Source organism: Pseudoalteromonas sp. US3C1013 (genome assembly GCF_048401115.1).
Lineage (GTDB): Bacteria > Pseudomonadota > Gammaproteobacteria > Enterobacterales > Alteromonadaceae > Pseudoalteromonas > Pseudoalteromonas undina.
Window position 1 is genome coordinate 147,269 of sequence record NZ_CP183075.1, and the last position, 21,528, is coordinate 168,796.

The 21,528-nt window shown below is 39.9% G+C and carries 18 protein-coding genes; 12 read left to right on the forward strand and 6 right to left on the reverse strand.

The genetic code is table 11. The annotated features are described in order from the left end of the window. Window position 1: 1 nt before the first annotated feature. The 5 genes from ilvA (at window position 2) to ACNSN2_RS00680 (ending at window position 5,301) form a co-directional block, all read left to right on the forward strand. Window positions 2-1,555: a threonine ammonia-lyase, biosynthetic gene (ilvA, locus tag ACNSN2_RS00660; RefSeq protein WP_075169505.1), complete on the forward strand. Its 1,554-nt coding sequence runs from the start codon at window positions 2-4 to the stop codon at window positions 1,553-1,555. Between the two features lie 144 nt (window positions 1,556-1,699). Beyond that, on the forward strand, window positions 1,700-2,683 hold the full coding sequence (locus ACNSN2_RS00665) for an ABC transporter substrate-binding protein (protein WP_010390353.1): 984 nt from the start codon (window positions 1,700-1,702) through the stop codon (window positions 2,681-2,683). Between the two features lie 108 nt (window positions 2,684-2,791). Continuing rightward, window positions 2,792-3,979 carry a methyltransferase gene (locus ACNSN2_RS00670; protein WP_418608142.1) on the forward strand — a complete coding sequence of 396 codons (1,188 nt, stop codon included), beginning with the start codon at window positions 2,792-2,794 and terminating at the stop codon, window positions 3,977-3,979. Between the two features lie 10 nt (window positions 3,980-3,989). Next, a complete protein-coding gene (can, locus tag ACNSN2_RS00675; protein ID WP_008112739.1) occupies window positions 3,990-4,655 on the forward strand; it encodes a carbonate dehydratase in 666 nt (221 codons plus the stop codon). A gap of 1 nt (window position 4,656) precedes the next feature. After that, complete coding sequence (locus ACNSN2_RS00680) at window positions 4,657-5,301, forward strand: short chain dehydrogenase (protein ID WP_418608144.1); 645 nt, start codon at window positions 4,657-4,659, stop codon at window positions 5,299-5,301. A gap of 48 nt (window positions 5,302-5,349) precedes the next feature. On the opposite strand, the gene ubiK is transcribed toward ACNSN2_RS00680, so the two are convergent. Next, window positions 5,350-5,613, reverse strand: coding sequence for a ubiquinone biosynthesis accessory factor UbiK (ubiK, locus tag ACNSN2_RS00685; protein ID WP_418608146.1), 264 nt, complete (start codon window positions 5,611-5,613; stop codon window positions 5,350-5,352). Window positions 5,614-5,726: 113 nt separating this feature from the next. Between ubiK and rep the strand changes: the two genes are divergently transcribed. Continuing rightward, window positions 5,727-7,745, forward strand: a complete 2,019-nt coding sequence (rep, locus tag ACNSN2_RS00690) for a DNA helicase Rep (protein WP_010390360.1) — start codon at window positions 5,727-5,729, stop codon at window positions 7,743-7,745. A 13-nt stretch (window positions 7,746-7,758) separates the two neighbouring features. On the opposite strand, the gene ACNSN2_RS00695 is transcribed toward rep, so the two are convergent. The 3 genes from ACNSN2_RS00695 to elbB all read right to left on the reverse strand — a co-directional run bounded on the left by ACNSN2_RS00695 (window position 7,759) and on the right by elbB (window position 11,745). Next, complete coding sequence (locus tag ACNSN2_RS00695) at window positions 7,759-10,323, reverse strand: diguanylate cyclase domain-containing protein (RefSeq protein WP_418608149.1); 2,565 nt, start codon at window positions 10,321-10,323, stop codon at window positions 7,759-7,761. A 177-nt stretch (window positions 10,324-10,500) separates the two neighbouring features. Beyond that, on the reverse strand, window positions 10,501-10,893 hold the full coding sequence (locus ACNSN2_RS00700) for a c-type cytochrome (protein ID WP_008112730.1): 393 nt from the start codon (window positions 10,891-10,893) through the stop codon (window positions 10,501-10,503). 204 nt (window positions 10,894-11,097) lie between these two features. Beyond that, window positions 11,098-11,745: an isoprenoid biosynthesis glyoxalase ElbB gene (gene elbB / locus ACNSN2_RS00705; RefSeq protein ID WP_010390362.1), complete on the reverse strand. Its 648-nt coding sequence runs from the start codon at window positions 11,743-11,745 to the stop codon at window positions 11,098-11,100. 510 nt (window positions 11,746-12,255) lie between these two features. Between elbB and polA the strand changes: the two genes are divergently transcribed. The 3 genes from polA (at window position 12,256) to ACNSN2_RS00720 (ending at window position 16,591) form a co-directional block, all read left to right on the forward strand. Then, entirely contained in the window at window positions 12,256-14,991 is a 2,736-nt protein-coding gene (gene polA, locus ACNSN2_RS00710) for a DNA polymerase I (protein WP_418608152.1), read from the forward strand. A 497-nt stretch (window positions 14,992-15,488) separates the two neighbouring features. Next, the gene (locus tag ACNSN2_RS00715; RefSeq protein ID WP_418608154.1) at window positions 15,489-16,076 is read left to right on the forward strand and encodes a YceI family protein; all 588 of its coding nucleotides are present in this window, start codon (window positions 15,489-15,491) and stop codon (window positions 16,074-16,076) included. Then, on the forward strand, window positions 16,073-16,591 hold the full coding sequence (locus ACNSN2_RS00720; RefSeq protein WP_138622899.1) for a DUF1285 domain-containing protein: 519 nt from the start codon (window positions 16,073-16,075) through the stop codon (window positions 16,589-16,591). Before ACNSN2_RS00715 ends, ACNSN2_RS00720 begins: the two co-directional genes overlap by 4 nt. Here ACNSN2_RS00720 and yihA read toward each other — a convergent pair whose 3' ends face one another. Further along, window positions 16,592-17,233 (reverse strand): ribosome biogenesis GTP-binding protein YihA/YsxC, encoded by a 642-nt coding sequence (gene yihA / locus ACNSN2_RS00725; protein WP_418608156.1) that lies wholly within the window; start codon window positions 17,231-17,233, stop codon window positions 16,592-16,594. A 281-nt stretch (window positions 17,234-17,514) separates the two neighbouring features. Here yihA and ACNSN2_RS00730 point away from each other — a divergent pair, with 281 nt between their 5' ends. The 3 genes from ACNSN2_RS00730 to ACNSN2_RS00740 all read left to right on the forward strand — a co-directional run bounded on the left by ACNSN2_RS00730 (window position 17,515) and on the right by ACNSN2_RS00740 (window position 20,008). Then, a complete protein-coding gene (locus tag ACNSN2_RS00730; RefSeq protein ID WP_418608159.1) occupies window positions 17,515-18,147 on the forward strand; it encodes a c-type cytochrome in 633 nt (210 codons plus the stop codon). Window positions 18,148-18,895: 748 nt separating this feature from the next. After that, entirely contained in the window at window positions 18,896-19,480 is a 585-nt protein-coding gene (gene yihI / locus ACNSN2_RS00735) for a Der GTPase-activating protein YihI (RefSeq protein WP_418608161.1), read from the forward strand. A 12-nt stretch (window positions 19,481-19,492) separates the two neighbouring features. Then, window positions 19,493-20,008, forward strand: a complete 516-nt coding sequence (locus ACNSN2_RS00740) for a DUF2489 domain-containing protein (RefSeq protein WP_075169499.1) — start codon at window positions 19,493-19,495, stop codon at window positions 20,006-20,008. A 67-nt stretch (window positions 20,009-20,075) separates the two neighbouring features. Here ACNSN2_RS00740 and hemN read toward each other — a convergent pair whose 3' ends face one another. Further along, on the reverse strand, window positions 20,076-21,449 hold the full coding sequence (gene hemN, locus ACNSN2_RS00745; protein ID WP_418608163.1) for an oxygen-independent coproporphyrinogen III oxidase: 1,374 nt from the start codon (window positions 21,447-21,449) through the stop codon (window positions 20,076-20,078). Window positions 21,450-21,528: the final 79 nt, after the last annotated feature.

Here is a 21,528-nt window from a genome sequence, read left to right on the forward strand (position 1 = left end):
TATGGTTTCTCAAGAACTCGATTATTTTCGCGCGATTATCCAAGCCAATATGGAGCCTTTAGCCAAGGTGACTGAGGTAAGTGAAATGGCCGAATTGAGTGCACGATTAGGTAATCATGTTTGGTTAAAACGTGAAGACCAGCAACCCGTGTACTCGTTTAAATTACGCGGTGCTTTTAATAAATTAAATAAGCTACCTAAAGGCTCGGTTGTGATCACCGCATCCGCAGGTAACCATGCCCAGGGTGTGGCACTAAGTGCCTCACACTTAGGGCACAAAGCCACCATTGTGATGCCCGTGACCACACCTGAAATAAAGGTTAATGCGGTAAGGGCATTGGGTGGTGAAGTCGTATTGCATGGCCATCAATTTGATGCCGCAAAAGCGTATGCGCTGGAATTAACTGAGCAGCGAAACGGCGTATTTGTACCGCCATTTGATGACCCTGATGTGATTGTTGGTCAAGGTACGGTTGCCCGTGAATTAATGCAACAGCTCAACGATTTAGATGTGGTATTTATTCCTGTTGGCGGCGGCGGCTTGCTGGCAGGTATGGCGGTATATATTAAGTCGCTGCGCCCCGATATCAAAGTGATAGGGGTTGAGGCGAATGAAAGCGCCTGCTTAAAAGCTGCTTTAGCAGCAGGCGAGCCGGTAGAGCTCGATCGCGTTGGCAGTTTTGCCGATGGTGTTGCCGTTAAAATAATTGGTAGCGAAACATTCAGACTGGCACAAAAGTTTTGTGATGAAGTAGTTACCGTATCAGACGATGAAATATGTGCAGCCATGCAAGATATTTTTGTATCAACCCGTGCTATAGCTGAGCCTTCAGGAGCGCTTGCAACTGCAGGACTTAAAAAATGGTCTCAGCAGTCGGGTTTAAAGGGGTTAAATTTAGCTGCTATTTTGTCTGGTGCTAATTTAAACTTTGATCGCTTACGTTATGTGGCTGAGCGCACTGCGCTGGGTGAGAAAAACGAAGCTTTATTAGCCGTGACCATTGATGAAAAGCGCGGTAGTTTTAAGCAGTTTTGTACATCTTTAGGTGGGCGTGCCATTACTGAGTTTAACTATCGTTATGCGGGGCCTGGCGAGGCGCAAATTTTTGTTGGTATTGCGCTACGTCAAGGGTTAGCAGAACTTGAAGAGCTTAAACAAAGTCTAACAGATAACAAATATACCTTTTGCGATTTGTCAGATAACGAATTAGCAAAGCTACATGTACGCTATATGGTTGGCGGTAAAGCGCCAGAGCAGTTACATGAACGCTTACTAAGGTTTGAGTTTCCAGAGTACCCAGGCGCATTGGCGCGCTTTTTAGATACGCTGGGTAGTAACTGGAATATCACTTTATTTCACTACCGCAATCATGGCGGGTCAATGGGGAATGTATTAGCAGGCTTTGCTATTGAACCAAGCCAATATGAGATGTTTAATGAGCACTTAAATCGGCTAGGTTACAGTGTCCAAGACGAAACCGATAATCCCTGTTTTACTCAGTTTTTAACTACCCAACCTCAAGCAGAAAAGCTTGAAAAAATCGCTCTAGCCTAACTCTATCCTAAGCAAGCATCTTATCCCGATGCTTGCTTTATTAGCTGTTTTACATATAGTTATAATTAATTATCATGTTTATGGAAGCCTGCTTTGCTACTTAAAGGAATAATAATTAGCATCTGCTTTTTTTGTAGCCAGTTAATGGCGCAGGAATCAGTCACGTTACAATTAAAGTGGACGCACCAATTTCAATTTGCTGGCTATTATATGGCCAAACAAAAAGGCTTTTATAATGAGGCCGGTTTAGACGTCAATATAGTTCCTGCCGATCCAAAACGGCCAAATAGTTTTGGTGCGGTAGAGCGAGGAGAGGCGCAATTTGGTGTAGCACATTCAGGTATATTAGAACGCCGTATTGCCGGTGAACCCTTTGTAGCCATGGCTGCCATATTACAGTTTTCTCCTTACTGTTGGATGGTAAAAGAAACTTCAGATATTTTTCATGCTCGTGATTTTATTAACAAGCGTGTAAGTGAAGTCAGCAAAGAGAGTAATTCTGAGTTACTAACTATGCTTAAGCGCAGTGGTATTGATACCGAAAAACTGGCTGTTTACAAAGGCGATGAATTGCAACAAGCATGGATGGAAAATAAATTAGATGCCATAGAAGTGTATGTTACCGACCTACCTTATCATATGGATCAGCAAGGGGTTGCTCATAGACTTATATGTCCACAACGTTATGGGATGGATGTATACGCGGATATTTTATTTACCAGCGATAGTATGGTTAAGTATCACCCCGATACGGTAGAAAAGTTTTATCAAGCAAGTTTAAAAGGGTGGCGCTACGCGGTAATGAATATGGATGAAGCCATTGCCATAACCCAACAGTTTTATGCGCCTGAACGCAGTTTTCATCAACTGGCATATGAGGCTGAGGTACTTAAAGACTATATTGCTCCACCGAGTACTACTGTGGGTAATATGTCGATGGCTAAATGGCGTTTAATTGCTGACTTATATGAGATTGATCAAACAAAGTTTGATGAAGTAAAAGCTGATTTTATTTATAAATATAAAAAGCAAGAAACACTGCAGCTTTCTTGGATGCTGATTGCGGCTATTATAATAAGCATTATTTCTATCCCCCTCTATTTACGTTTAATGTTTAAATCGCGCTAGTGGATTACTTACTCCATTCCCTTGCTCTGCGAGGTTAAAAAAATAACTGCTTAATCAGGTGCTATTGTGCTGGTATAATTAAGCGTCTTTTTTATATCCTAAGCTGTTATGACCTTAACTGAGCAATTTTCTGCCCTAGACTCTTTGCTAATGAATACTCGCTTGTATTGGCAGTGTACTGCATTTGATTTTGACGCTTTACCTTGGCCTGAATTACATGCTCCTTTGAGCGCTTTATCCGATCAGGCGGTTGCTGAATTAGACTCTGATCAAGAACAGCTCTATCAGTTTTTTTCATCCTATATTCCCGCTGTTGAGCAACTTAGCCGATTAGTGTCATTGCCTGCCATTACTAACACTCGGAAGGAATACCCGTTTTGGATCAGTAATGGTATTAAAGGTCGAAAGTTTACTCAGCTACAAGATTTTGTTGGCGCATTGCCCACTAGTAATCAGCCTGTATTAGAGTGGTGTGCAGGTAAAGGCCATTTAGGGCGAATGTTAGCTTTTAATGGTGCGCAGAGTGTACACAGCGTTGAGCTACAATCTCATTTGTGTGAACAAGGGAAAAAAAGTGCACAGCAGCAGGGACTTGCAATACAATTTAGCCAAGCCGATGTACTTAAGGATAGCATTCAGGATTTTTTTAGCCCACACACTCATGCCGTCGCTTTGCATGCCTGCGGTGCGTTACACCAAACTTTTATGCATCAAGCCAGTGCAGCAAAAGTACCACAAATTAGCTTTTCACCTTGTTGCTATCATTTATTTACTGATAATAATTACCAAGCGATGAGCGAGCATGCTCAGCAAAGTCGATTAAACTTAACTCACAGAGATTTAAAGCTCGCCCTGCAAGAAACTGTTACAGCTCCTTCGCGAGTAGGCAAAGTGCGAAAAACAGAAGTGGAGTGGCGACTCGGGTTTGATGCCTTAAGAAAGTCACTTACTGGTGAGTTAGGGTATGTCAGCGTCCCTTCAGTGAATAAAGCGATATTTTCAGATTCGTTTGCAGCATTTTGTAACTGGGCGGCAGACAAAAAAGCCTTAAAAATGCCAAAAGATATTGATTACAATAAGTTTTTATTGATTGGGCAGGCGCGAAAAAAAGTAACAGAGCGAGTTGAACTGGTTCGACATGTGTTTAGAAGAGCAATAGAAGTTTGGCTTGTGCTCGATCGTGCTTTATATTTGCAGCAGCAAGGCTATGACGTCAGTGTTAATACATTTTGTGAGAAGCAATTAACACCCCGTAATATTTTAATTTTAGCCAGTTTAAAAACGCCCTCAACCTAAAAGAGATGTAATGAGAAATTTAAATAACTTACTAGAAAATAATAAACGCTGGGCATCTAGAACGAGCGAAGCGAACCCTGAATTTTTCAAAATTTTATCGATGCAACAAAACCCAGAGTACTTATGGATAGGTTGCTCTGATTCACGGGTGCCAGCTAATCAAATTGTTGATTTATTACCGGGTGAGTTATTTGTGCACCGTAATGTTGCCAACGTGGTTGTACATACCGATCATAATTGTTTATCGGTTATGCAGTACGCGGTCGAAGTATTAAAAGTAAAACATATTATGGTTGTTGGCCACTACGGTTGTGGTGGTGTGCAAGCGGTACTGAACGAGGACCGCTTTGGCTTTATTGATAACTGGCTCCGCCACGTTGGTGATGTAAAAGAAAAACACCTAGAGCAACTTAATGCTCTGCCAGAAAAACAACGCCTTGATCGTTTAATAGAGCTTAATGTGATTGAGCAAGTGCGTAACGTATCTCGCACTAGCATTGTTCAAGATGCATGGCTAAGAGGTCAAGAACTCACGGTTCATGGTTGGGTATATGGCTTAGAAAATGGTCATTTGCATGACTTAGAATCGGTAGTTAGTTGTGCTGAAGAAGAGTGTGAAAGCTATAAAAAAGCAGTACACCATGTACTAAATAAATCTGCGGACAGTCACCTTTAATATGGCCAAAACGGCGCTAATAATCGGCAGTACCGGCTTAGTTGGCAGCCAGTTATTACAACAGCTGTTAGCATCTTCTAGCTATTCGCAGGTAGTGAGCTTATCGCGCCGCCAATTAGATTTTTCTCATCCTAAATTAATTAGCCATATTATTGATTTTGAAAATTTGACGCATCATGTTGAATTGTTCAAAGGTGACGTGTTCTTTTCTTGCTTAGGGACTACATTAAAGCAAGCGGGCAGTGTGGCTGCACAACGTAAAGTTGATTTTGAATACCAATTTATTTGTGCGCAAATGGCGGCCAATAACGCTGTTCCGCATTATTGTTTGGTATCGTCAAGTGGCGCAAATGCACATAGTATGAGCCGTTACCTAAAAATAAAAGGGGAGCTTGAGCAGCAGGTAAAGCAGCTTGGCTTTGCACGCTTGAGTATATTGCAACCGTCTTTATTAGTCGGCGAGCGTTCAGAGCTTAGAGTTGCAGAAAAGTTCGGTGAGGTGGTACTTCCACTGCTAACGCGTTTTGGTATCCTCAAACGGTATAGACCCATTACCGGTGAGCAAGTAGCTAATAAATTGCTGAGGGTAAGCATAGAGCAGCAACAAGCAACGGGTTATTATGTGCTGGACGAGCTATTTGAATAACTGAGTGAGTAGCGCCATAAAGCAGGTTCGTCTATGGCGTTATATTTATTATTCAGCGTCTGTTTTTGCCGATAATTGATGTTCAAGTATCGCTACTTTTGCTTCTAATTCAGTTAGCTTTTCACGTGTGCGGATCAGCACTTGGCTTTGAATATCAAACTCTTCACGGCTTACAAAGTCCATTTCGGCAAGCTTGTTTTGTAACACTTGCTTAGTTTTACCTTCAAGTGTATCAGCCAGGTTTTTTACACCTTGTGGCATGTTATTAGTGATCTGTTTCGCAATTTCTTCAAGTTTTGCTGGGTTAATCATAGTCGTCCCTTGCCTGTTGCCTAAAATGATAATAACTAATATTACCTTATTGGCTAGGCGTATTGTAGTGATTACGTTAAAATTGCCCGTCTTTTTGCAATCAGCTGGTCGTTATGAAACTCAATCCTAAACAAGATGAAGCGGTAAAGTACATTAGTGGTCCTTGCTTAGTATTAGCCGGCGCAGGCTCGGGTAAAACGCGAGTTATCACCAACAAAATTGCTTACTTAGTACAGAAATGTGAGTATCAAGCGCGTAATATTGCGGCGGTTACCTTTACCAATAAAGCGGCTAAAGAAATGCGCGAGCGGGTTTTGCAAACCTTGGGAAAACAAGAGTCTAAAGGTTTATGGGTGTCTACCTTTCATACGCTTGGGCTTGAAATCATTAAAAAAGAGTTAAAAACACTGGGTTTTAAACCCGGTTTTTCGTTGTTTGACGACCAAGATACTAATCAATTACTCGGTGATTTAACCGAAGACGAGCTTAAAAAAGACAAAGACTTACTAAATCTACTTAAAATGCAAATTGGTAGTTGGAAGAATGAGCTTATTTTACCAGAACAAGCTATTCGCGAAGCCAGAGAGCCGCAAAAGGCATTGTTTGCTCAGTTGTATGCGCGTTACCAAAATCAATTAAGAGCGTATAACGCGCTGGATTTTGATGATTTAATTATGATCCCCACGCTGCTTTTAAGTAGTAATGCCACATCACGTGAGCGATGGCAGCAGCGTTTTCGTTATTTACTGGTGGATGAATATCAAGATACCAATACCAGCCAATATCAATTAGTGAAATTACTGGTAGGCGAACGAGCACGCTTTACTGTGGTGGGAGATGACGATCAGTCAATTTACTCTTGGCGTGGTGCTCGTCCACAAAACTTGGTGTTATTAAGTAAAGATTACCCTGGGCTTCGATTAATAAAACTAGAACAGAACTATCGTAGTGCTGGGCGCATTCTTAAAGCGGCCAATATCTTAATTGCAAATAACCCCCATGAGTTTGAAAAAAAGCTCTTTAGTGAGTTGGGCTATGGTGAGCAAATTAAAGTCATTGGCTGTCGCGATGAAGAACATGAATCAGAACGTGTGGTCGCAGAGATTATTTCGCATAAATTTATGAAACGCACCAGCTATAAAGATTACGCTATTTTGTACCGGGGTAACCACCAAGCGCGGGGCTTTGAAAAGTCGTTAATGAGTAACCGAATCCCGTATAAAATTAGTGGTGGAATGTCGTTTTTTTCACGTTCTGAAATTAAAGATATCATGGCTTACTTACGTCTTTTAGTGAATCAAGATGATGACAATGCTTTTTTAAGAATTGTGAATACCCCACGTCGTGAAATTGGTACAGTCACGCTTGAAAAGCTTGGCACCTTAGCTAATGAAAAACACCAAAGCTTATTTGCGACCTGCTTTGATAACGACTTAGGATACAGACTAAAAGGACGTGGTTTAAATGCACTAGCTGGGTTTGCCCGTTGGGTGGTTGAGCTTTCAGATAACGCAGTGCGCAGTGATACACTGGAGGCGGTGAAGGATTTAGTGCGTAATATTAATTACGAAGCTTACTTGTATGAATCATCGCCTAGTGCCAAAGCCGCTGAAATGCGGATGAAAAATGTGTCCGAGCTGTATCGCTGGATAACAGACATGTTAACAGGCGATGCCGATAATCCGCCAATGACACTGGCTGAAGTAGTTAGTAAATTGACCCTTCGGGACATGCTAGAGCGAAACGAAGAAGAAGATGAAGCTGATGCCGTGCAATTATTAACTTTGCATGCCTCAAAAGGACTCGAGTACCCCTATGTATTTATGGTCGGTATGGAAGAAGGATTGTTGCCACACCAAGTAAGCATTGATGAAGACAATGTGGATGAAGAGCGCCGCCTTGCCTATGTAGGTATTACCCGCGCGCAACAAGAGCTGACTTTAACCTATGCTAAAATCCGCCGTCAATTTGGTGAAACATCACAAACAGAGCTGAGTCGATTTGTGCAAGAGTTACCGCAAGATGACTTAGCCTTTGAAAACAAAAAAGCGCCTAACACCCAAGCTGAACGCATGGAAAAAGGCCAAGCTCGGGTTGCAAATTTAAGAGCAATGCTGAAAAAGCCACAATAAGGTGTGTTTAGCGCTATTTTAATTCTGAGTTTTTAAGCGTAGCTGGTATAGCGCTGGTTAGTGGGTGCTGTTTAGCAACGAATAGGTTTATGCCGTGTTTATCTAAAAGAGCTCTAAAGTTTAATATTGATGGGCCTTTAGCTATCACTTTTATCTGTTTAAGCTTAGTAATAGCCAACACCCCCTGCAACTGTAAATCGTAGCTTTCTTGTTGTAATACTCGTTTACTGAAGGTGGAGCTAAGGAGTAAATAATCACACTCTATTTCAGTCACCAAATTAAGCTCGCATTTGTCTTTTGCGAAATTGTTTAAGCCAATCGAATGACCGAGTTTTTTAAGCTGTTTTAAGTTCTCTAATTGCTGTGCACTGGCATAACGCAGCTCCTGCTCATCAAACAACAAGCAAAGCTGTTCATTGTTTACCGGTTGTTTTAGTGTCGCTTTTAGTAAAGAAAATTCATGCTCTTCTAACAGTAAACTGGAGCAAGGCAATAGCGCAACGGCTATCTCTGCATTTTGTGCTTGTTGGTAAGCTTGTTGGATGAGTTGTAGTTCAACTTTGGTATGTTGTTCTTTATCATTCGCAAATTTCTTTAAAATATCAAAACTGGTAAAGCCAAGGACTGGGTGTTCACCAAAAGCCTCAAATAACGATGCACTCTGATAATGCTCATCCAAGGTGATAATATCTGAGCTACGAAACGTCATAGGCAATACATCAAGGTGATGCAATGTTTGTGACTCATGTTGCAACATAGGCTCAGTGAGCAGTGGATGAAATAACTCAAAGCGGTTTTTACCAGAATTTTTAGCATAATACATAGCAGCATCGGCGTCGCGAATGATTTCATCGGTATGTTTATAGCTTTGCTTTGAATAGGTTATCCCAATACTGGCGCCACTTTGTACACACACGCCTTTAGTACAAAACGGCTTTTGCATAATTTTTATAATGCGATTGGCAACATCTTCTGCCTGATTTGGCTCAGTTAAATGGGTTAGTAATACTACAAACTCATCTCCGCCTAGACGGGCTAATAAGTCATGCTCACGAATACATTGTGAGAATAGTTTACTAACACTAATTAAAAACTCATCGCCGGCATGATGCCCGAGCTGATCATTGATATCTTTAAACTTATCAAGATCAATAAACAATACAGCAAAGTGCTCATTTGGATTGCGTTGATAATATTGCAGGGTTTTTTCTAGTTGAGTTAAAAATAAATTCCGATTTGGTAAGCCTGTTAGTGAGTCATGGTGAGCATCGTGATAAAGCTGTTGTTCTATTTTTTTACGTTCATCAATTTGCATTTGCAAATGTAAATTTGCTTGGCTCAATTCTTTAGTTTTTTCATTAACTCGTGAGGCAAGTTCTTGGTGGCTCTTTTTTAGTGCCTGTGAAGCTAATTTTGTTTGTAATACCGTGGCAATTTGATGCGATACAAAGGTGATTAGCTCTGCATCATCATGTGTAAAAAGGTGTTCATTATTATAAGCTTGGCAAACAATTAACCCTATAACGCCTTGCGAAGTTTTTAGCGGAGCGCCTAGCCAGCTGGTGGCTCTCTTGGATTCATCAATTGGTTTTTCACGCTCTACAATGCCACTATTTAATAACTCTTGTGCTCTTTTCGGATGAATTATTTGTGTTTCTTCGGTGCTTATAACCAGTTCACTGTAGCCTTTTGCAAAGCGCCGTGGTTGAGTGCTGCCTTGGAATTCATCAACACTGTAGGGAAAACTGATCCAACCTGATTCTTTATCATACAAGGCAATATAAAGGTTTTTTGCGTAAGTAATGGTTTTTATTATTTCGTGTATTTGAAAATAAGCATCATCTAAATTTTTGGCTTGGGTTGTCAGCTCTGAAATTTTGAATAATATTTGCTGGCGTTGCAGGGCACCTTTTCGCTGTTGTATTTCAACATTTAAAGCGTCATTACTTTGCGTTAATGCTCGGGTTCTTAATTTTACTTCTGATTCGAGTAACTCTCGTTTTTTAACCCGTTCAATTGCGGTGGCTAAATAGAGTGACATGGCCTCAAGCAGGTTTATTTGTTGAGAACTGTAACCTTGTTCTGTGTCGTAACTTTGCGCGGCTAACACACCAATAATGTTTCTTTCTTGATAAACGGGAACGCCTACCCAGTGTTCTGCAGGTGTACCCAATGCTTTAAATAAGCCTTTCTGGGCAGCATCATGCATTTGCTGTTTGGTAAAGTAAGTGGTTTTCCCTTGCTTGAAGACATAACCCGTTGCGCCTTCTTCAAAATTATTATCTCGATTAAGTGGTACTGCAATGCCATCTTTTTCATCAGAAAAATAAGATAATTCTAACTGTTGTGATTGGGGATCAACCAGCACCACATAAAAGCTTTTACTCGGAACATACTTTTGTAAAATGTCATGAATAGCAGGGTAAAGTAAGGTTAGCTCGGCAACAGTACTTGCTTGCTCTGATAATTGTATCAGGGCATTGTGGAGGTGGTAGGCATGTTTGTACTTTTTTAATAGTGCTTTTAGTCGTTTATTTTGGCGCACTACGCTATTAGGTACAATAAGTTTATCTTCCAATGATGTTTAACCAGTTATAATTTTTTGTATAGTTATTAATCATTATAGTTCCACTTTTAACATTTTGCGTCAAGTAGATATTTTTCTTAATTATGTAGCTAAAACTCATGAATTAGAAACAAAAAAGGCTTACTAAAACGTAAACCTTTTATTTAAAGCATTTTGACTTGGCTAATTTTAGTTAGCGGTCATGAAATCGATTGCTGCGCTTATTTCATCATCAGAACAATCCATACACGTTCCACGCGGTGGCATGGCATTAAAGCCATTGATCGCATGATCTAATAAGGTGTCTTTTCCTTTAGCGATACGAGGAGCCCAATCGTCAGCTGATTTAGGAGCGCCTAAAGCACCTGTGCCGTGACAAGCAAAACAGGCTGCTTGATATACTTGCTCGCCTGAACGAGGACCTGTTGGTGCAGCAACCGCTACTTTCTCACCTTCAAGGTAAACAGCACCAATAGGCGCTAAACGTTTTTTAATTGCATCTTCAGTCATAGAGTTATCATATGGCTGTGCGTATGCGGTGGTTGCTAGCACAAGTAATGCTGCAGCTGATAGTTTTTTCATTTTGCCTTGCCCACTTCAATTTGAACGTGATCAATCACGATTTTAAATGACGGAATTTAGACCAATTATAACTCCACTCAGTGATTTATAAAATGCTCAGAGTCGATTTTATTTATAAATACGACTAATGATTGTCTTAACTCAATAAATTACCTAAATAAAACGGGATCATTAGACATCTAAATGCGATCAGAACCCTAATAATTAGCTAATGGCCAATACGTTACGTACTAGTTTTTCGATTCCTGCATCGGCATCCATAATTGATTGTGCCAACATATAAGCAGGTGTTGTAACCAGCTTATTATTTTTATCAATAACAATATCATCCACTTTACACTCAATATGCTCAGCGCCTAATGTGGTTAAAGCATCGGCCGTGTCGCTATCATTACCAATAGTGAGCTGTGGTTTATTATAAATGAATGGCAATAAAGCGGGTGCAATACACATATAACCGGTGGCTTTATTTGCTTTTGCAAATGCTTTACAAGCGCTCAGTACTTCGTCATTTACTTTCGCGTTAGTGCCATTAATAGCAAAGTCAGATAAGTTTTTAGCTACACCAAAGCCGCCGGGAATAATTAAAGCGTCAAATTGTGTAATGTCTAATTCAGCGAGTGACTTTATATTGCCACGGGTGATTCGAGCCGATTCCACTAATACATTACGCGACTCTGCCATTTCTTCACCAGTAATGTGATTAAGAGTATGGTACTGCGTAATATCGGGCGCAAAACACTGATATTTCGCGTTGTTTTTTTCAATGTGTAATAAAGTAAGCACTACTTCATTAATTTCACTGCCATCAAATACGCCACAACCTGCTAAAATTACCGCTATATTTTTCATATTATTTTGCTCCATTGAAGTCATTTTAATAAAGTTTAACACGACGAATCAGCCTATCTAAAAATTTATTTGCTGGTTTTTTAGCCGCAAAGTAAGTTGTTATGCGCTATATGCCATTTGATAACTAGTAAGGGTAAAAAAAATTATAAAGGATCGCTATGATCTTTGATCCATTATGCTAGAATGCTCATCCAGTTATTTAAATGGACGTAAATAATCAAAGTGGGTTACAACACCAGTAACGGTTTAAATGCCTTTTCCACATTGATAGAAGAATAATAAAAAAGAACCTCGAATTATCTTTTTTTAAACAAAACAATAAATTACAAACTAATCTAAGCATTTTGCTATGTTTCGGATGGATAGTTTGTGGGTGTTATCTACATAGTTATCCACAAGTTGCTAAAAATGTAGCGCTCTTAATCACATTAATTCACAGTCGTTTTATTTACTGCCTTATGGCATGCTTATACTTATATTACTTTTTTGTATTTAGGATCCAATTTTACCATGGCTCAGATCCCCGAAAACCCGCTTGTTCTTGTTGATGGCTCTTCATATTTGTTTCGTGCTTATCATTCGCCACCTCATTTAACTAATTCTAAAGGTGAAGCCACCGGCGCTATTTATGGCGTGGTAAACATGCTGAAAAGTTTGATCAAACAATACGATCCTTCACATATGGTGGTGGTATTTGATGCCAAAGGTAAAACTTTTAGAAATGACATGTACAGCGAATATAAAGCGAATCGTCCACCAATGCCTGATGATCTGCGAACCCAAATAGCGCCGCTGCACAGCATTATCAAAGCGATGGGTTTTCCATTAATTAGTATTGAAGGTGTAGAAGCCGATGACGTGATTGGTACATTTGCACGTATTGCTTCTGAGCAACAACGCCATGTACTGGTATCAACTGGTGATAAAGATATGGCGCAGTTGGTTAATGAGCATGTCACTTTGATCAATACCATGACTGATAGTATTTCAGATCCCGACACTGTGGTTGAAAAGTTTGGTGTTGGGCCTGAACTTATTATCGATTATTTAGCCTTAATGGGCGATAAAGTAGATAATATTCCTGGTGTTGAAGGGTGCGGGCCTAAAACTGCGGTTAAATGGTTACAAAAGTACGGATCGCTTCAGGGCGTAATTGATAATGCTGCTGATATCAAAGGTAAAATAGGTGAAAAGCTTGCAAAAGCGATTGATCATTTACCATTGAGCTATGAACTTGCCACTATTAAGTGTGATGTGGAGGTTGAATCTGATCTTGATACTTTTAAATTGCAAACACCGAATAAAGACGAATTAATTGCCTTATACGGTGAGTGTGAATTCCGTCGCTGGCTAGCTGAATTACTAGACAATCCAAAAGATGCTGACACACATTTAGCGGTCCCAACCCAAGAGAATGAGTTGCCAAAAGTTGAAGATGCGCACTATGAAACGATTTTAACTGAGGCCCAATTTAATACATTGATAGAGCAGCTCAATGAAGCTGAGCTATTTGCTTTTGATACTGAAACAACCAGTTTAGAGTATATGAAAGCGCAGTTGGTAGGGATGAGTTTCGCAGTAAAAGCAGGGGAAGCCGCCTACTTACCGGTTGCACATGATTACCCAGGTGCGCCTGAACAGCTAAGCCTTGAATTTGTGATGCAAAAGCTTGGGCCAATATTAGCTGACGAAAATAAAGCTAAAGTTGGTCAAAATTTAAAATACGATAAAAGTGTGCTTGCCAATGCTGGCTATGAATTAAATGGTATTAAGTTTGATACTATGTTGGAGTCTTATGTTTTTAACAGCGTAGGTACTCGTCATGATATGGACTCATTAGCACTTAAATATTTAGGCCACAAAAATATTAGCTTTGAAGACATTGCTGGTAAAGGTAAAAAGCAGCTCACGTTCAATCAAATCGAACTTGAAAAAGCGGCGCCTTATGCCGCAGAAGATGCCGATATTACTTTGCGTTTACACCAAGTACTATGGCCGAAACTTGAAGCGGATGAAAAGCTTAAATCAGTGTTTGAAAATATAGAAATGCCACTAGTAAGCGTTATTTCTGACATTGAGCGCACCGGTGTTGCTATCGACAGCAATATGTTGGCCACGCATAGCCAACGCTTAGGTGAACGATTACTTGAGCTTGAAAAAGAAGCGTTTGAAATCGCAGGCGAACCGTTTAACTTAAGCTCGCCAAAGCAATTACAAGTACTGTTATTTGAAAAGCTAGAATTGCCCGTTATCAAAAAAACACCCAAAGGCGCGCCTTCTACAGCAGAAGAAGTACTGCAAGAATTAGCACACGATTACCCATTGCCTAAAGTGATTATTGAGCATCGCGGTTTATCTAAGCTTAAATCAACTTACACAGATAAATTGCCACTGATCGTGAATGAGCAAACCAAGCGTGTGCATACTTCTTATCATCAAGCGGTAACAGCAACGGGTCGATTAAGTTCAAGCGATCCTAACCTACAAAATATTCCTATTCGTTCAGAAGAAGGGCGCCGTATTCGTGAAGCCTTTATTGCTGCTGATGGATATAAAATTGTGGCGGCCGATTACAGCCAAATAGAGCTGCGTATTATGGCGCATCTTTCACAAGATAAAGGGTTGCTCAATGCCTTTGCAAATGGCTTAGATGTGCATAGCGCTACAGCTGCTGAGGTATTTGGAGTTGAGCTTGAAGAGGTTACATCTGATATGCGCCGTAAAGCTAAAGCCGTTAACTTTGGCTTAATTTATGGCATGTCGGCATTTGGTCTGGCACGTCAACTTGATGTACCACGCCATGAAGCGCAGCATTATATTGATAAATATTTTGAGCGTTTCCCAGGTGTTTTAGAATACATGGAAACGACCCGTGAAAAAGCAGCAGAAAATGGTTACGTAGAAACTATTTTTGGCCGCCGTTTACATTTACCAGAAATAAATGCCCGCAATGGAGCACGCCGCAAAGGCGCTGAGCGCGCAGCAATTAATGCCCCTATGCAGGGCACTGCTGCCGATATTATTAAAAAAGCCATGTTAACAGTACATGCATGGGTCAACCAGCAAGCGCCTAATACGGTTAAGCTACTTATGCAGGTACACGATGAATTGGTATTTGAGATTAAAACAGAGTGCACTGAGCAATACACTCAGCAAATTTGTGAGCTGATGTCACAAGCGGCACAGCTAGATGTACCACTTATAGTTGAAGCTGACGAAGGTGATAACTGGGAACAAGCGCACTAATTTGGTATGCCAAGGATGCCTTGTCTTAGGTAAACACAACAGTTAAAAAGAATTATTTAAAAGCGCCAATAGGCGCTTTTCTTTTAGCTTGCAGGTTAAAAAAAAGTTAAATTAAACAGCAGTTTGTATTAAATCGTTAGAGGTTCGTCAATTCGCTTCGAATATCGATAATATGCTTGTATTTTTACGCTTGCTTTTGGTAAAGTGCCGCCCGTCCTCATCCTGTAGGACATCCTGTTGATGATGCATCGTAAGATGCAACGTATTGATAGCTTCTCCCCAGTTTGCTATATCGGCCTATCATATATTTGATGGGCCGTTTTTTTATAGCTTTACTCCAAAGCGTTAAATTTATTCTCTAATTGCACTTAGCGTTTCAAGTGATACCATCAGTTTACTGTGCGTTTTCTTTTTAACTCAGCGTACTAGTGATTTTTAATTTGACTGATCAAAGTATTATTTTTTCGGGTATAAATCTTTTATTTTAGGAGTGCATTATGTTTAAAACGTTAGCTGTAGCAGGTTTATCTTTATCATGTTTACTAGTTTCAGGTGTTGCATCGGCAAACTGGCAGTTACTCAACGATAAAAGCCAATTAAGTTTTGTCTCAATTAAAAAAAATAGCATTGCTGAGGCAAGCCATTTTACTCAGTTATCAGGGCAATTGAGTGAGCAAGGTCAGTTTAGCGTAAATGTTGATTTAACCTCAGCTGAAACGTTTATTCCTATTCGTAACGAGCGCCTAAGCAAAATTTTGTTTGAATCTGACACTTTTGCAAATGCAGTATTAACCGCTGACTTATCTGATAAATTGTCACTTATTAAGCAGCCTGGGCAGTACGTATTAAAAGGTGTTAGCGCCGAGCTAGACTTTCACGGTCATAAAAAGCCACTTACAGTTGATGTACTTGTTAGTAGTGCGGAAAACGGGGATTTAAGCGTTGCATCATTTACACCTATCATTATTAATAGCGATGACTTTAAAGTCACCGAAGGGATAATGCAGTTACAAAAACTAGCCGGCTTACCTTCGATTGCTACTGCGGTACCGGTTACTTTTGCACTGACCTTTAAAAAACAGTGATTTCTCTGAACGAACTTAGTAAGCAACTAAGCGAGCCAAGTAAACCTTTTGAACAATGGCAGCCTGCTCATTGCGGGCAATTGCCACTGCTGATTGACGAGCAAGGTAAATGGTTTTATGCGGGTAGTGAAATTACCCGCCAAGCCATGATAAAACTGTTTGCTAGTGTGTTGTGCCGCGAAGATGGACAGTTTTATTTAAAAACGCCAGTAGAGAAAATTGCGATTGAGGCTAAGGATGCGCCATTTATTATTGTAAGTTGGCATCGTGAGTCGACCTCTGATGGCGATGTTATTTGTTGTATTGATAATCTACAGCGTACCTGGCTACTAAGTCGTGCTGAGCCGCTATATATTAATAATTACAAAGGCGCTGCAGTGCCTTATATGCAATTACCCTATGGTTGTTTTGCGCGAGTTGCCAGAAATGTGTTTTATCAGTGGGCTGAAATAGCCGAAACTGATGAGCTCGGCTATTTTATTACCTCCGCGAATGAGCGGTTTTATTTAGGGTAATTACTCTTTGTCAGCAGGTGGAATTGCTACGATTGGACCTAAGTACCACTCATCTAACTTTTTAGCGACTTCTGGTAAGCCTGTGCCTTTAAGTGATGAAAATGCATGAACTGTTATATCGCCATCTAATTCACTCAATTCACGACGAACACTAAGTACCTGTGATTTACGTGGACCTTGCTTGAGCTTATCTGCTTTAGTTAATAGTGCCAATACTGGAATTTCACTACCTACAGCCCAATTAATTAAATCACGGTCTAAATCTTTTAATGGGTGACGAATATCCATCAACACCACAATACCTTTTAAGCTTTGACGTTTTTGTAGGTATTCGCCTAGCGACTTTTGCCATTTCTTTTTCATTTCAATTGGCACTTTCGCAAAGCCATAACCTGGTAAGTCAATTAGGCGCATGTCATCTACATCGGCAAGTTCAAATGTGTTGATCAGCTGAGTACGGCCAGGTGTTTTACTAGTACGTGCTAACTTTTGATCGGTAAGGGCATTAAGCGCACTTGATTTACCTGCATTTGAGCGACCGGCAAACGCGACTTCAATTCCCGTATCAGCAGGTAATTTAGTGATGTCTGGCGCGCTTGTAACAAAAGACGCAGTGTTATACTTGATACGAGATTTGAGCACAGGCTCTCCTAAAACTAAAAAAAATAACATTGGGTAAACCAAATTCACCCGTGGCGCGTATTTTATACTATAAAGTAGCTATTAAAAAGTGTATTTGAGCATGTAAAACCGTTGCTGATGGTACATTTTAACTGGCTTAGCGATTAATTTTACTCAAAACCCTATAATTTATAGGTTTAATGTGTGTAGAAAACGTGCCAGAGAATTTAATATCGTGTAGAATATAAAAATCACAACATCCATATTGTAGATGATACAGGGTCGGAAACAGAGAATTCACCATGAAAAAAATAGCACTATCTTTAACTATATTGCTTGGTGCGTTGTCAGCAAGCAACGCAACAGCATTTGATGGCGATGTAAACGCAGGTAAAGAAAAATCAGCAACGTGTGCGGCTTGTCACGGCCCAGACGGTAATGCGCCGGTTAACATCTACCCAAAAATTGCAGGGCAACACGCAGATTACATATATAAGCAACTTACTGAATTTAAATTAGGTATGACTTCGGGCGGTAAAGAAGGTCGAATGAATGCAGTAATGAGCGGTATGGCAATGCCATTGAGCGATCAAGATATGAAAGACTTGTCTGCTTACTTTGCTTCTTTGAACATGTCTGAAGGTGCTACACCTAAAGATATTCAAGAAACAGGCGCCATGTTGTACAAAGCGGGTGACGCTGAACGCGGAATTCCATCATGTGCAGCTTGTCATGGTCCACGTGGTAATGGCTCTTCATTAGCTAAATTCCCAAAAATTTCTTTTCAACATCCTGAATACATCAAGTCACAACTTGAACAGTTCAGAGATGGCACTCGTAATAACGACCTAAATGGTGTTATGCAAGATATTGCTCAGAAATTAACAGATAAAGACATTGAAACACTATCTAAATACCTTGGCGGTCTACACTAAAGTCGTATTTATTTAGATATTGTTAACATAATACAATGTTAAGTAGACAAAAAGCAGCCTTGGCTGCTTTTTTTGTTTCTGCAATGACCGATAAAGCCCCTTTACTTGTAAGACATTGACCATACTATATTGTAAGAAAAGTCTCATTTTATTTTTGTTTTTCAATTTAACTTATTGTAATTTATGATTTTTAACGTCTTTTGTTATGTTTTACATAAGAAAAAAGATATAAATTAGTTGTAACAAAATTATTAACGAGTAAATTAACCCCTGTCGCAACAATAATAACAAATAGGAAAACGTTATAAGGATCGTAGCGCGGCACGACTGAATAGCACATTGAGAGTGCTACTAAAGGAAATAACAAAAAAGTGTCAGGAAAGACCGAAAATAATAAAAACTCATGGAAGTTTAATAATAAAAACAAAATGGAATGCTACACGGAAGATAAATAATAATAATACGGATAAAGAAATAATAATAAAAATAATAAAGACTAAAAAGTCGAAGGGAGAAGTGTCCATATAATGGCGCTCAGATTAGCAGGCGGTAGAGATGTTTTCTCTACCGCCTTTTTATTTGTCCTGTTACAATACCCCCCGTTTAAAAAAAGCATCTAAATATGCTTTGGCGTATATAGAGAAACCCAACCTCTAAAACGCAAACCGAATTCTTCTGGCTAGGCCAGCATCGCGATGCCCATTGAGTTGCGCCTCGCTCAAAACCTCTTAAGTGAGACGATCAAGATATGAGTAGAAAGAAAAAGTCACGTAAAATTCCATCAAATGGACCCGTTCGTTTAAGCCAAGATAAGCTTAAAGAAATGCGTGCATTGAAAGAGCAACGTGTAAAGAAAACCAAAGGCGCTAAGCCTGGTTCACGTAATGCACCTGATGCATTGAGTAATGACACTCAAAAAACAGGTTCGGCTGCTAAAGACAAACGTGTTGGTAGTAAAAAAGCAGTACCATTAGTTGCCCCAGCCGCTGAACCAAAAGTCGAAATGAAACGTACCCTTAAGCCTGTAGCAGAGCTTAAAAAGGCGATTGAGCCTGAGTTAACGCCTGAGCAAGAATTAGAGGCGCTTGAAAATGATGAGCGCTTGCTTAAATTAGTTGAGCGTCATGAGCAAGGTGAAATGCTAACGGGTAAAGATGCTAAATACTTTAATAGCCGTATAGCGCGTCACCAAGTGCTGTGTAAGTTATTAGGCATTGAAGATGAAGAAGAATTTGAAGATGACTTCAGTGATGAAGAAAGTAATTCAGATTTTGATCAATACCTATCAAACGACCTAGCTAATGAATGGCTAGATGACGACGAAGATAAGTAATAAGGATACGCAATGAGTACAGCAGTGATCTTAGCCTTAGTTGTAGGTGCTGCTATTATAGCGGGCTTGGCATTTTATGCGGGTCAGTTGCTCTACAAGCTAAGTGTGCAAAAAAAGCTAATTAGCAAACAACAGGCAGAGCAACAGCAAAAACTTAAGCAGTCGCGTTTAAAACGTAATGCAAAGCTAGCCGATAGTATTCATTTAATTGCACGTGCGATGAATGAAAAGCAATGTGATTACTCTGAGGGCTGTTTACGTATTTGGGTGCTGATGTCGCAATATAGTTTTGATACTGAGCGTGACTTAACAACTGCATACCCAGGCATTTATAAAATGTACGACGTGGTAAAAGAAATGCCAACTCACGATTCGCGCAAAAAGTACGCTAAAAAAGAAATTTTTAAGCAAGATACCGCACGCTGGCGCGCAGAAGAATCACTGAGTGATGAAATTGAAGCTGACTGTAAAAAAATTATTGTTGAGTTTAAAGCAGCCCAAGGCAGCGAAAACGTGGTTTTTAACTAGCACTTAAATTTTACAGCATAAAAAAGCAGACCTAGGTCTGCTTTTTTTATGCGCGCTATTTTTTAAATTATATAACCCGTGAGAAGCGAGTGGCATTTATTTGTTTTTGTAAGTGCGCATCAAAGCACATACAAATAATACGAATAAATAAATTCCCTTTTGGTGTTACGCTAATTAGGTTGTTTTCTATTGTTACCATTTCATCGGCAATTAATGGTGTGAGTGCCTCTAAGGCATCTTTAAAGTAGTCATTAAAGCTGATTTTATGTCTGTTCGCGAATACGCTCATATCAAGCTCAAACTGGCAAATAAGTTGTTTAATTGCATCCGCTCGAATAAGGTCATCTTGGGTTAAATGCATGCCTTTATTAATGGCACTGCCTGCTTGCTCATCGATTGTTTGGTAATAGTGTTTTAGCTCTTTCTTATTTTGTAGTATGGCTGTGCCTATTTGCGATATTGACGAGACCCCTAAGCCTAGTAAATCACATTCTCCATGGGTAGTGTAACCTTGAAAGTTACGATGCAGTTGGCCGCTATTTTGAGCAATAGCCAATTCATTATCAACTTTTGCAAAGTGATCCATACCTATAAATTGATAGCCCGCCTGTGTCATTTGCTCTAGGGTATTTTTGAACATAGTGAGCTTATTATGGGCACTGGGTAAATCAGCATCTTTTATTTTACGTTGAGCGGCAAAACGATCAGGTAAATGAGCGTAGTTAAATACTGAAACACGGTCGGGGTCTAAAGCAATCAGTTGCTCAATAGTTTGCTTAAAACTCTCAGGTGTTTGTAATGGCAGTCCATAAATCATATCTGCATTAATTGATTTAAAGCCTAATTGTTTTGCTTGGGTAATTAACTGCTTTACCTCATCAACATGTTGAGGGCGGTTAACAGCTAGCTGAACTTGATCATTAAAATCTTGAATACCAAATGACACACGATTAAATCCCATCTCGCTTAAGTCAATCAGCATATTGTCAGCCAGTGAGCGAGGGTCTATTTCTATACCGCGCTCACAGGTATCGCTAAAGTTAAAGTGTTGCTCTAGTAGCTTTACTAAGCGAGTCATTTGGGCTGCGGTCAAAAAGGTTGGAGTACCGCCTCCTAAATGTAATTGCTCAACCCGATAGTCTTGAAATAGCGGCGCTTGTGCCACGATTTCTTTAGCTAAAAAATCTAGGTAGGTATCAGCTTTAGATTGATGGCGAGTAATGACTTTATTACAGCCACAGTAATAGCAAAGCTGGCTACAAAAAGGAATGTGAATATATAAAGACAAAGCACGGGTTTGCGATGATTCAATAGCGCTAATCAAATCTTGTTGCTGATAGCCGTCGGCTAACGAAAGTGCAGTCGGGTAAGACGTGTAACGCGGGCCCGATACATTGTATTTGTTTATTAAAGTTTGATCCCATTGAGGAAGTTTAATCATCACACGCACCTTATCTTTTAAGTTGCTGCGTATTGTAAAAAAGGAAAGGGGAAGGGGTTTTGATCTACAACAAAAAAAG

Bases quoted from the DNA above. Each gene is read 5' to 3' on its own strand.
- rep (WP_010390360.1), top strand. From the start codon at position 5,727: ATGAAACTCAATCCTAAACAAGATGAAGCGGTAAAGTACATTAGTGGT.
- ACNSN2_RS00665 (WP_010390353.1), top strand. From the start codon at position 1,700: ATGGCGCAGGAATCAGTCACGTTACAATTAAAGTGGACGCACCAATTT.
- ACNSN2_RS00680 (WP_418608144.1), top strand. From the start codon at position 4,657: ATGGCCAAAACGGCGCTAATAATCGGCAGTACCGGCTTAGTTGGCAGC.
- ACNSN2_RS00670 (WP_418608142.1), top strand. From the start codon at position 2,792: ATGACCTTAACTGAGCAATTTTCTGCCCTAGACTCTTTGCTAATGAAT.
- ilvA (WP_075169505.1), top strand. From the start codon at position 2: ATGGTTTCTCAAGAACTCGATTATTTTCGCGCGATTATCCAAGCCAAT.
- ACNSN2_RS00730 (WP_418608159.1), top strand. From the start codon at position 17,515: ATGAAAAAAATAGCACTATCTTTAACTATATTGCTTGGTGCGTTGTCA.
- can (WP_008112739.1), top strand. From the start codon at position 3,990: ATGAGAAATTTAAATAACTTACTAGAAAATAATAAACGCTGGGCATCT.
- ACNSN2_RS00715 (WP_418608154.1), top strand. From the start codon at position 15,489: ATGTTTAAAACGTTAGCTGTAGCAGGTTTATCTTTATCATGTTTACTA.
- polA (WP_418608152.1), top strand. From the start codon at position 12,256: ATGGCTCAGATCCCCGAAAACCCGCTTGTTCTTGTTGATGGCTCTTCA.
- ubiK (WP_418608146.1), bottom strand. From the start codon at position 5,613: ATGATTAACCCAGCAAAACTTGAAGAAATTGCGAAACAGATCACTAAT.
- yihI (WP_418608161.1), top strand. From the start codon at position 18,896: ATGAGTAGAAAGAAAAAGTCACGTAAAATTCCATCAAATGGACCCGTT.
- elbB (WP_010390362.1), bottom strand. From the start codon at position 11,745: ATGAAAAATATAGCGGTAATTTTAGCAGGTTGTGGCGTATTTGATGGC.
- ACNSN2_RS00700 (WP_008112730.1), bottom strand. From the start codon at position 10,893: ATGAAAAAACTATCAGCTGCAGCATTACTTGTGCTAGCAACCACCGCA.
- hemN (WP_418608163.1), bottom strand. From the start codon at position 21,449: ATGATTAAACTTCCTCAATGGGATCAAACTTTAATAAACAAATACAAT.
- ACNSN2_RS00740 (WP_075169499.1), top strand. From the start codon at position 19,493: ATGAGTACAGCAGTGATCTTAGCCTTAGTTGTAGGTGCTGCTATTATA.